The organism is Leptolyngbya sp. FACHB-8, from assembly GCF_014695575.1.
In the GTDB taxonomy this organism is placed as follows: Bacteria; Cyanobacteriota; Cyanobacteriia; order Elainellales; family Elainellaceae; genus Vacuolonema.
The window spans coordinates 1-12,082 of record NZ_JACJOO010000019.1; the positions used below are offsets into that span (position 1 = coordinate 1).

General features: G+C 47.9%; 5 protein-coding genes. All 5 read right to left on the reverse strand.

Annotated features, from left to right (window positions below):
- Positions 1-2,253: 2,253 nt before the first annotated feature.
- Positions 2,254-3,087: an SWIM zinc finger family protein gene (locus H6F91_RS04490; RefSeq protein WP_190789238.1), complete on the reverse strand. Its 834-nt coding sequence runs from the start codon at positions 3,085-3,087 to the stop codon at positions 2,254-2,256.
- Positions 3,088-3,139: 52 nt separating this feature from the next.
- Entirely contained in the window at positions 3,140-6,517 is a 3,378-nt protein-coding gene (locus H6F91_RS04495; RefSeq protein WP_190775830.1) for a DEAD/DEAH box helicase, read from the reverse strand.
- A gap of 145 nt (positions 6,518-6,662) precedes the next feature.
- Positions 6,663-7,667 (reverse strand): ParB/RepB/Spo0J family partition protein, encoded by a 1,005-nt coding sequence (locus H6F91_RS04500; protein ID WP_190775831.1) that lies wholly within the window; start codon positions 7,665-7,667, stop codon positions 6,663-6,665.
- Positions 7,648-8,271: a ParA family protein gene (locus H6F91_RS04505; protein WP_190775832.1), complete on the reverse strand. Its 624-nt coding sequence runs from the start codon at positions 8,269-8,271 to the stop codon at positions 7,648-7,650. The genes H6F91_RS04500 and H6F91_RS04505 overlap by 20 nt, the downstream gene beginning before the upstream one ends.
- Before the next feature lie 515 nt (positions 8,272-8,786).
- Positions 8,787-12,068 (reverse strand): PAS domain S-box protein, encoded by a 3,282-nt coding sequence (locus H6F91_RS04510; protein WP_190775833.1) that lies wholly within the window; start codon positions 12,066-12,068, stop codon positions 8,787-8,789.
- Positions 12,069-12,082: the final 14 nt, after the last annotated feature.

The window sequence follows — 12,082 nt, forward strand, 5'->3', positions numbered from 1 at the left end:
GTGTTAAGCAGACCGCCAGCGTTCATCCTGAGCCAGGATCAAACTCTCCATATTAGTTAGAGAATTTGGGCTCTCTTGGCTCCGAAACTTTTCAAGCTTCGGAATCCTGTTTCTGTTTTGAGATTGATAAATCAATCTCGTAGTTTCTTAACGAGGATTGGTTTTCGCTTGGCTTTCAAACTATTGCTTTTTCCAGGTTCTCTCTGTACCGCAGTCGTCGCTTTGGCACATTTCCCACTTTAACTTGAACTTCCTCATTTGTGGTGAGTTTAACCGAACTTACTAAAGGATGTTTTCACTACCCATAGCGCTTGGCTATTGTTCAGGACGCTTGATGTGTGGGTCACCTCTTCCAGCGCTTTACTAACATAGCAACTCTCATAGCATTCTGTAAACCCCCCTCCCCTCCCAAAAATGCAGCTTTTCTTGAATCTCCTTGAAACCCTTCTGTATCCTTAAGAGATTCAGATTGAAGATTTAGGGGAGATATAAGACTCGGATTGAAGGAAATATCGCCACAAGAGGCTTGCAATATCCCTATTTTGAGATGATGAGCTGGGCCTAGGACCTCGGTTGGGAAGGCCTCATTCCCAAACCCTTGACCAAGGGAACGGTTGCCCATTGCCCTAGTTCCTTTGGCAAATAGATGCGTTAGACCGCTTCGCATCGTTGAGGTTGGGAGTAGTTTTACTGAACAGGCTTCAGCAGTAGGTAGTTGCAAGCAGACGGTCAAATGCTAGGACACTTCAGTGAAGTCACGGTTGTGAATAGATACCAAGTGGTGCTCACCGAGCCGGAGACGATCACCCGTCAGATCATTTCTATAGAACGAGTAAAGCAAATCGCTTGCAGCAACCTAGGTGTAGCCTACTCTAACTTCAAGTAAAAACCAATTTTCAAAATTCTAAATGAAATTAAAGGTTATTTCATTGTTACTTCATATGCGCTGGGTAACTTAAGATTACCAACCTATTATGTGCAGTTCTATGGTCAATCTCCGTTCTCTTGTTAGCCATTTGAAGTCTCAGCATAATGCAGGACAGGGGTATGGCCCTGCATCTGATTTGGCTTACATGCCAGATGATATTCTTATGGAAGAGTACGATGCTGCTCTACTTGGTAACCAGAACAGCTACATATTAAAGGATTGTTTAAAAGAAGCCACCCGCAGAGGTTTGGTTTCTACATCCAGATAGGAAATAGGGTATGCCTGGTTAAAGCGATCGATACTGACTCTAACCAGGCATAATGGCATACTATGGCTCAACTATTTCGACCCATTGTGGTTCAGCTATGTCCGAGGCACTAGGGCTCACAAACCATTTATTAGCAGGTCTGATAACAATTTCTGTGGCCCTTACTTGGCAGAGATTCTATGTTCCATGTAGATAAGCAGATTTACTAGTTCAGTAAACCAGATTGACTTTGAGCAAGTTCCGTCCTATCTATAGTCGATCTGGCCTTCTGGTTTCTATAGAACCTATGTTCCTATTAAGACTACAGCCTTTCCCTGCCTGAAACCGAAAGCCTTGATGCAGCGATCGCGATCGCGTGATGTCTTATTCCCATGATCTAATGAGCCGGGTTAATTTGGATATGGCTAGGGCACCCGTGTCATTTGTCAGGAGATACTCCGGTAAAACCCATTGGGAACATAGCATCAACGAGTAAAGGGTCCTTAACAGGAATTGCCCTGCAGAGTGAGTAGTCGTAGCAGTGTATGGAATTTTAGTAACGGGTAATTGCAGCAACCCTTAGGGCTGCATCCCCAAGTTATCTACGGCAAGATTCATAGCTCACTCTAGTTACCCAATGCAGCACTGATTTCACTGAGCCTAGACAAAGCAGTACGAAAGCCAGGGCACGATAATCTTCTATTACGGTTTCCGGAGTGTGAGTGGAGAAGGGGAAAATTCCCCTTCTCCACTCACACTCCGGACCAATTGCCTACTTTACCAATATGGCGTAATGGCAAAATGAAAAATTGGTTCATCGTATAAAGTCAGCCGCTTTTCTTATGTACAAGCCTTTTCTTATGTACAAACAAACTGAGCTCTACGGCAACTTTAGTTGAGCCGCTCTTCTAGCCAAGAACTCATGAACACTCAAAAGTGGTTTGTCTACGTGTTTACGGACAAACCACTTCTGAGTATCCAATTGTGGAATGGCGATTACTTTAGCAACGTTTGAAACTCAAATTCTTCATTTCCCAGGCAAATGAAAGTTTCATCTCCTAAAACCCATGCTCTTGCTCTATATTGGGCTCTTTCGCCTAGCCTGTTCATAGAGATCTTCCATCGCTTCAATAAACGAATTATCCCGTGTCCAGAAGGCAGGATAATCCCCTTGTTTTCTGACAGCAATTCCCGGAACCAAGACTTCAGGTAAAGGTTCTATAGTCTGGGGTAAACGTCGGGCTCCATGCCAGAAATTGCGCAGCCCTCCAACGTCATCGGCGGCTTGAAGAGTGGGACGTGTGTAATAGGAAGTAGCCGACTGGGGCGAACGCTTTTGAAGCTGAAGTTCAGCAGCAAGCGCTTGACCCAAAGAAGATTTAGCTAATTCTTGATGCAGGGCTTCGCGGGATAAGCCACGTAGTTCAAACAGAAGAAATGGATCACGATCTAGTTCAGCAGCAACCATATAATGCACTCCTGCAATGTGCTTACAGGGATTGCTGTAGTCTGGGCAGGAACAGCTAGACTTAAAATCTTTGCGACTACGGGGAAGTAAATTTAATCCTAAAGTTGCGAAGGAATCTTCAATATTGTCGGGAATTTCGTTGAGTAGAAGGCGGGAGATGAGGCTGGCCTTGGAAGCAATGAGAGCGATCGCTGCTGTCCACTTTGCTGCACTGATGGGCAGAAATTTAATCGTTGTGGTGTAAAGCGGTTCTTTATACACTCCAAAATAGGGATTAACAGACCCTCTCACTTGCGCAGTTACCGTTCCCTCTTTTATTTCAAAGCTTTTAACTTTGCCGCCATTGGCATAGGAACGTCCCCGACTCAAGCGCCCTGAATCTGTAAACTCTTCCAATGCAGCAATGAATTTCTGTCCCCACCAACTGCGACTAAATTTACTCATTTCTCAACTGACCTCGCCATAAAAGTTGAACAGATTAGAAGTGGGGAAATCCTCATTCCATAACAGCACTCTTATTCAAAGCAATGAGTTGTCTAAAGGCATCATTATCTAATTCCGTTAGCCAGGATTCATCGGCCCCAACAATAGAACCCGCTAGTTTCTTCTTATCTTCGATCATGTCGTCAATGCGTTCTTCCAGGGTTCCGATCGCGACAAATTTATGTACAAATACATTCTTCTTCTGTCCAATACGAAAGGCACGATCCGTTGCCTGGTCTTCAACAGCAGGGTTCCACCAGCGATCGAAGTGAAAAACATGATTGGCCTTGGTCAGCGTAATACCTACCCCTCCAGCTTTAAGAGATAGGACAAAAACAGAAGGTTCTGTTTCAGGATCTTGAAATTCATTAATCATCTGCTCCCGCTTTTTACGAGAGGTGCCCCCATGCAGGTAGTAGGTGTTGTAGTGGCGAGTTTGGCGTAAATACTTTTCGACAGCTTCTCCAATTTCAGTGAATTGTGTGAAGATCAGGAGGCTTTCACCCTCGTCGATCGCCTCCTGTACCATTTCGTCTAAGCGGGAAAGTTTGTGCGATCGCTCCGGTGTAAAGTCACTTCCGTCCTGAAGAAATTGCATGGGATGGTTACAAATTTGTTTCAGTTTTGTCAGCGTAGATAAAATTAATCCCTTTCGCTCAATTCCTTCCGTCGTTTGGATCCTTTCTTCAACATCTTTGACCACGGCTTCATAAAGTGATGCCTGCTCCTTGGTTAAATTGCAGTAGAGTTTCTGTTCAACCTTGTCAGGTAAGTCTTTAATAATGGATTGGTCTGTTTTAACCCGGCGTAAGATAAAAGGCTCGACCAGTTTCTTCAACGTTTCTGCTTGTTGAGGCTTATTGTTTTTTTGGATGGGTAACTCAAAATTCCGGCGAAATTGGGTTTGGTTTCCGAGATAACCCGGATTGAGAAAGTTGAAGATTGACCACAAATCCATCAATCGGTTTTCGATAGGAGTTCCAGTTAAGGCTAATCGATGAGGAGCGGAGAGCTTTAGAACAGACTTGGTCAAATCAGCTTTAGGGTTCTTGATGTTTTGAGCTTCATCCAGCACAACACGGTGCCATTGAATATCACTGAATAACTTGATATCCTTCCGCGCCAGGGTAAAAGAGGTAATAACAACGTCATTTTCCCGGCAGGTTTTCTTGAACTCCTGGCTCTCCTTTGTCCGTTGGCTTCCGTGATGCACGGTTGCTCGTAACACTGGTGCAAACTTCTGGATCTCGCGGTGCCAATTGCCTACCACCGACGTAGGAGCAATCAACAGCGTGGGTGGAATTTTGATACGGTTTTTCCCGGCCAGTTCTCGCTCCTGCAATATACGGGCAATTACCTGGATCGTCTTTCCCAAACCCATATCGTCAGCAAGACAACCGTTCAGGCCGATCTCTTCTAGATATTGCAGCCAGGATACGCCTCGCTTCTGATACTCCCGCAAATTACCCTGAAGCTGAGCGGGATCGTCTACGGGTTGCAGTTGCCCTTTATCGTTTAGTTTGCTCAGCATGTCAGATAGAACATCCTGGCGATCGACCTGAATCTCCAGTTCCTCCTCATTACCTGCTGTCAGTTTTAGAAAATCTAGCAAGCTCAACTCTGGGTTCTCCTGCTGTTGAGCCTTCCAGAAGGTTAGCATTTGCTGCATCTTGTCCTGATCCAGCTCCATCCACTGGCCTCGGAACTTAATCAATGGTGTTTTTGCATTCACCAGTTGTTTCCATTCCTGATCCGTAAGAGGCTCATCACCGATCGCCAATTCATACTGGTACTCGACCAGGGTTTCAAGCGAGAAGTAAGCGCTGTTCTTCGTCTTGCCCCCAGACACAGACTTACCCTTTGCCCTTAAACGAACTTTAGCCCGCCGTCGCCCCTGCGGTGTCCACCAGGAAGGCACAATCACCTTATAGCCCGCATTCTCCAGTACCCAAGCGGATTCTTTCAGAAATGCAAATGCCGCGTTTAAATCCAGATAAATTCCAACTGGCTGATCTGTATCGAGCCCTTTCCAGAGTTCTGGATACATGCGAGCGGCGTATCCCAGGTTGGTTAGCAGATGTTGTTCAAAGTCCTTTCCCAGTTGCTTTTTCACCTGTTGTTGTTGCTTAGGCTTCATACGCCAGTAGTCCAGCAAGGCGACTCGCAAGGATGGATCACTTTTGGGTGCTACCTGCAATTGCAACGCCCAGGGGTCTTCTGGCTGAAGAGGATCTTGGAGTTGAAAACAAAGGTAGAAAGGTTGCTCAGTTTGAGTACGAACGATGCGATCGCGCCATGCCAGCCATTGTTTGTACTGCTCCAGCTTGTCGACAGATTTCCACGGCCGCCCCGATGGATGCAGACAGGCATAGAGGAGAGAATCTGCAATTGTTTTTTCGTAAGCTTGCGTGGTAGGGATATGCGTCGCAATGTCGGTTAACAAGCATTCCGAAAAGTGACGTAACAGGGTTTCGCGATCGTAAAACAAAGGCGTTTCTTGGGGTTTAGAAAACCCGGCAACACAAATCAGCGGCATGTAATCCACATACTGTTGCACTGTTGTTTCATACTCTTCACCAACGAACTCCCATGCGGGATAAATCTCAAAATTAGAAGAGTCTGTCGTTGCGGTCACATCAATCGTCTGGGTCACCGCTGTTTTTCTTGCCAGCTCCGCCGAACGGCGACGAGTTGACGTCGCTGTGCTACCTCGTGGCTTACGGGCCTGGGTGGATGCCGTCTTTTTGGAAGTTGCCTTAGCAGCGGTTGCGGTCTTCTTGGCACGAGACTTTGTCTCTTTTAGCGGTACAGGCGGCAATTCTCGGTATCGCAGGGCTGGAATGTATTGATCCTTATAAATAATTCGTTTGAGTGCCTGAGTGTAATGGAACCAGAACAATAAATCTGAGCCTAACTGCACATCAGCCAGGTTGTGCATGGCCAGGAAGTGCAAGTCATTGAGAACAGCCACAACCGAATTTGTGAGTTCCCCGTTTTTGGTTCGAATTACGGTGGGACAGCAGTCTATTTGCCAGTACTGCCACTCAAAGTTCTCCGGTAATTCTTCTTCCAGATACCGGGACAATTCCAACGAGGGAAGCGGTTCATTGTTGACGGTTGGCAGCAGGAAGTATTTTGGTTCGATGAGGTTTACGAGATTTGGGCGATCGCCCCCAGATTGCACTCCAAAATCATCGTGGAGCACTCCAGCTAAATCTTCCGACACCAGCTGGCGAGGATGGCGTTGGCTTTTAGCACTCAACGTCTGCCGTTCTGTAGTTTCAACCCAAAGATAGAACGAACCCTTCTGGACAAAATCTTCAGTCGTTGATGCATCCTTTGCTCGGTTCTCACCTACTTGGGGAATCCATGTTCCATGGAGAATTTGCATGGCACACAAACCTATGGCGCGGTGATAATTGCCTTTTAGGGTACCAGAAATTTTCTGTAAGTTGGATGAAGGGAAGCCTTGCGGCAGGTATCTTGTAACAAAGTACCTACCACGGGGGTTTCAGACCTGAGTCTTTAGGCGGGTGTCAACTCAGCAAGGTTTCTATCTCCTGCAACAGCTTTTCAAGGCGAGCACTTTTCTTGGGGTCTTTCCAGATTTTTGTTTTCTTGATGGCTTTTACCACAGCCATCAGCTTAGTCGAGATCGCCTCAGGAACATCGTCCTGTTGATGACGTTGCCGTAAGGATTTTACCTTTTGTTGAATCGTATCCACCGACAGGTTATGCTTCACAGCCTCGTCAAGCAACTGCTTTTGACGAACGGGATCTTTGATTTTTAGAACTTCGTTGACCTTGGTATAACTCAACCGACCCTGTTGCAAAATTTCTTGAATCGGTTCAGGTAGCCTGAGCAAGGGAACGCGATGCTTTCGGAAGCTCTCCGGGGTTAGGCGTCCAACAACATCAAACACGTCTTCAATAATGCTCCATTCCTCACTACGGACAACGTTGTCCGTAAGCCCTCGTTTTTGGTTAGAGGCCCGGTTCAGAATGCTGACTACTTCTTCTGGGGACTTCTGAAGATTGCGGCAAAGCATTCCCATAATTGCATTTGTCTCCTCCCACTTGTTGAGATCCCCCCGCTGCAGGTTCGAGATCGCTTTAATATCTTCGGCGGTAAAGTCATCTACCTCAAAGATTCGGCAAGGCACCTGAGTGAGCTCGGCAATTTCCGCAGAGCGATGGCGCTTCTCCCCAGCTAATAAGTCATATTCATTTGAATCGGGTCGCGGCCGAATTGAAAGGGGGTCAATAATACCAACCGCCTTCATCGATTTGGCCATTTTTTCCAGCTCATCGGGATCAAAGTACCGTCGAGCCTGGCTGGGATCGCGATTAATTTTGGAGCGGTCTACCCATACAATTTTGGGTGCCGAGTTTAACGTTGCAGCCTGTGCTTCGGCTTGAGGCCTGGAAGTTTGCTCCTCCATTGGAACTGAAACGGTATCAACGGAATCAGTGGCACTGTCTCCCTTGTTCCCAATCACAGCCATTAAGGTTTTGAAGCGGCTACTCTTTTCCGGCGGCATGCATAATCTCCTTTCCAATCGTGCAATATTCATTCCAGGCCATGCGAGCCCGGCGATCGCCCTTCACCTTATGCACTAAAATCCCGTCATTCCCTGCTTTCTGAAACGCGACGGCCTCGCGAATTTTTCCAGTAAATACAGGAAAGCCCATCTCTTTCAGAAAATCTCGGGCATCCGCTCCTTCTCGCCGGGGTGGTGGGGGAACTCGGGTCAGCAGGACTCGGTATTTGCCAGTTCCAATTTTCTGAAGCAGCTCAACCGTTTGTACCAGAGCATCTAAGGATAATGTATCGGGGGTTGTGGGTAGCACCAATAAATCACATCCCTCAAGGATCTCTTTCAAATCTTCGGCTTCGGCCCGAGCCTCAGTATCGATCACGAAGTGTTCACAGGCGCGATAGCGTGCGGCCTGGTTTACTCCGACGACCTTGAAGGGAAGGGGTTGATTGTTGGCTAATCCACGTTCTGCCCAACGACAAGCGGAGCGGTTAGGATCGCCGTCAATTAAAACAGTATCGCCTCGTTCTTGCAGGTACGCTGCAATGTGAATTGCCGTGGTAGTTTTAGCAACACCACCTTTGAAGCTTGCTGTGGTAATAATCATCCTGCTATTCGTAACAGCAACATTCACAGTGTAATCTGTTTACGGACAACCGCTTTATATTAAAGCTATTTTTTAGGGCAAAAGAAGAAGATAAACCCTATGTGTGAACTCTCTTCTTTTTTTAAAAAGCCGTTCGAGAAACATGTAGTAGCCACATCACATGCAGTGTCATTCCCGTATGTTTCTCAAACGATCAAGATATTTCTATGAAGTGATCAATCTGGACAAAAAGAGGACGGATGCAGTTGTGTTATGGGGGAAGTATGACGCATCCCACTTCCAACACACATGTTTCTATAGCGCTGTGCACGTTGATTAAGTACGGTGGTGTGTGGCACGAAGTGCCACACACCACCGTTGTTGTACTTAACGCACTTGCACATTGCTATACAGGCTTGGAACAATGACGTTGAAAGCCAGTTGCGATCGCCCGTCTAAGCTAGATCTTCTCATCCTTCTAAATACACCATGACGCCCTGCATAAAGCTAAAACGTATGCCTCAACATACACATCTTCATTTCTGCTCTAGCAAGCTAGCAATTGCCTTAATCAGGGCCTCAGGCTCCACAGGTTTGGCAAGATGCTGCTGAAATCCAGCCTGTCGAGCCTGCTGCTCATCATACTCACCGGCATAAGCCGTCAAGGCAATGGCCGGAACTCCGCCACCCCGTTCGGGCGATCGCTTACGAATTTGTTGAATTAGCGAATAGCCATCCATCTCGGGCATCCCGATGTCACTGATCAGGATGTCTGGAGGCTGGGAATCAAATTGCACCAGTCCTTCGATAGCCGAAGCTGCCATCACCACCTGCGCCCCTTGCTGGGAAAGAATGACGTAGACCAGCTCTCGCATATCTGTATCATCGTCCACAACGAGTACTTGAAGTTGGCTCAAGTCAGTATTAGGGGCTGTTATTGCACCAGCCGATCGAGATCTCGCTGGCCCCCGAAGCAGGGGTAAGCGCACAGTGAATGTAGCTCCCTGTCCATCTCCTGGGCTTTCTGCCTGAACTGTGCCGCCGTGTAGTTCTGTCAAATACCGCACAATCGCCAACCCCAGTCCCAACCCTCCAAATTTTCGGGTCGTTTTGCTATCTTCCTGCCGGAAGTAGTCAAACACATAGGGAAGAAATTCAGGATTGATGCCCTTTCCAGTATCTTTTATCTGAATTTGCGCATCCTGATCGACCTGGCAGAGATACACGCAGACTTGCCCATTGTGAGGGGTAAATTTCACAGCATTGGATAGCAGGTTCCACACAATTTGCTGAAGGCGTGTCGAATCTCCAGACACAGAATGCTCGCCCAGAGCCAAATGTGTTTCGATGTGAATATGCTTTGCTTCAGCCGCCAGTTGAACGGTTTCTAACGCTGACTCCACTACCGTCGTCAGGTTGACCGGGTGAATGTTCAGAGCCATCTTACCCCGCAGAATTCGGGAAACATCCAGCAAGTCGTCGATCAACTGGGTTTGTAGCTTTGCATTGCGCTCAATGGTTGCTAGCGCACGTTTGGTACTGGAGGCATCGAGCTGTTGACTTTGCAGGAGGCTAGACCAGCCCAGAATTGGGTTGAGGGGCGATCGCAACTCATGGGATAACACGGCCAGAAACTCATCCTTAATACGGTTAGCCCTTTCGGCCTCAGCTCGGGCGGCCTGCTCCCGCTTCAGAAGTTGTTCCCGCTCTGCTTCCTCATTCTTACGCTGGGTAATGTCGTTGAAGGAGATCGCGACGCCATCGCCTAACTTAACGGCCATGTTGCGAAACCATCCGGTCGCCCCATCCAAGTTGTAGGGCAATTCAATATCATGGGGTTCACCCGTTTCTACCACCTGCCGATAGCGTTGGAATAGCTCACGGTTGAGCTCGTTGTTGGGTGATACCGTCAGCAACCGTTGTCCAATCAAATCTTCAACGGGATGCCTGAGAATTTCAGCCGCTTTAGGATTGACATAGGCCCAGATGAAATCCACGATCGCCCCTGTCTTATCCCGCATGCTATCGAGAATGGTAAAGGCATCCAGCGACAATTCTTGGCTAATACGAAAGCGTTCTTCACTGCGACGCAGAGCTTCTTCATCACGTTTGCGATCGCTAATATCTACAAACGTTGCGATCGCCCCAATAATCTGACGTTTGGAATTTTGCAAAGGAGCTGCACTAATGAGAATGTCGTAGTAGCTGCCATCGCTCCGCACCATGCGAGATTCAAAAGCACTACTGGCCTCTCCCCGCAAGGCTTTTGCAATAGCATAATCCTCCGGTGGAATGGGTTGCCCCTGGGTGTCGTAAGCCATCCCCCAATTCAGCAAATTCCAATCCGGAAGCGACTCCTCAGGGTCTTGCTGGGCTAGCCGTCGAGCTGTGGAATTGACAAAGGTAATGCGGCCCTCAGCATTGCAAACGATAATGGCATCGGCCGCTTGCTTGAGGATGGTACTGAGCAGAATCTGCTGCTCTCTCAGGGCGGCTTCCGTCCGCTTTAACTCGGTCAGATCCAGGTAAAAGCAAATAATTTGCTCCTGCTCGGTATAGGGCTCATTCAGGAGCGCGGCACCAATCATAATGGGAACGCGGTGTCCATCCTTGTGGATGTATTCCTTCTCAAAGGCTTGGGCAACCCCTCGTTGCCGCAGTTCCTCAACTGCCTGTAAGTCAAGATAGAGCTGTTCGGGAGGGGTCAGGTTCATCCATTGAATGTGTCCTGCCTCCAGTTCATCGCGACTATAGCCGATCATGTTGAGCAAAGCATCATTGGCATACAGCACATTGCCGTCAAAGTCTCCCATCGCAACCCCAAAGGTGCTAACTTCCACCAGACGCCGAAACTTCGCCTCACTCTGCTTTAAGGCTTCCACCGCTAACTGGCGATCGGTTATATCCTGGGCAATGCCCACGATTTTTTCAATTTCACCCGCTTCATTGCGCACAGGAAAACCGCGATCGCGTATCCAACGAATCGAGCCATCGGGACGAACAATACGGTATTCACTTTCGATCTCGTCCTTATGCAGGCTAGTGGTGGCGATCGCCAGAACCCGTTCCCGATCGTCGGGATGCAGTGTCTCAACCCAGCGCGAGTAATCCTGATAAATCTCCGTCCGAGAGCGTCCCCAAATCTGCTCATAGGCAGGGCTGACATAGAGTATTTGAGGAACACCAAAATCACTCATCCAAAACACGTCTTGAATGGTCTCTGCCATTAGCCGAAAACGGGCTTCACTTTCGCGCAGAGCCATTTCCGTACGTTTTTGATCCGTGATGTCTTTAATTAGAACAAGCCAGGCCCGTCTCCCTAAATAGGTCTCTTCATGTGCCGTGATCTCAACATCAATCAAACTGCCATCCTTCTTACGATGCCGCCAGACACCCGAGTAATCCAGCGCTAGGGGCGTTGTCGACAGCTTATCTAACTTATTCAAAAGCGCAGGAATCTCTTCAGAGGGGCGAATATCGCAAACACTGATGCTCAGAAATTCATCTCTGGAATAGCCATAGTGCTGAATGGCCGCTTCATTTACATCCAGGAATATCAGGGTTTCCGCATCAAAAACCCACATGGGCTGCGGATTGTGCTCAAACAGGCGGCGATACCGCGACTCCCGCTCCCGCAAGTTATTCTCATCGTTCAAGCCACGGGCAAAGTTTTCCACAACTTCTGAGCGCGACATGCCACGTCGATGGGCTTCTTCTTCCAGGAATCGCCAAGCTGTTGCGGTTAATGTGATGCAAACTTGCTGCTTCGTCTCAGTCTCCCAATTGGGAACAAACTTGCCTGTCGTATCACGCTTCATGGAGGGGAGGCCCG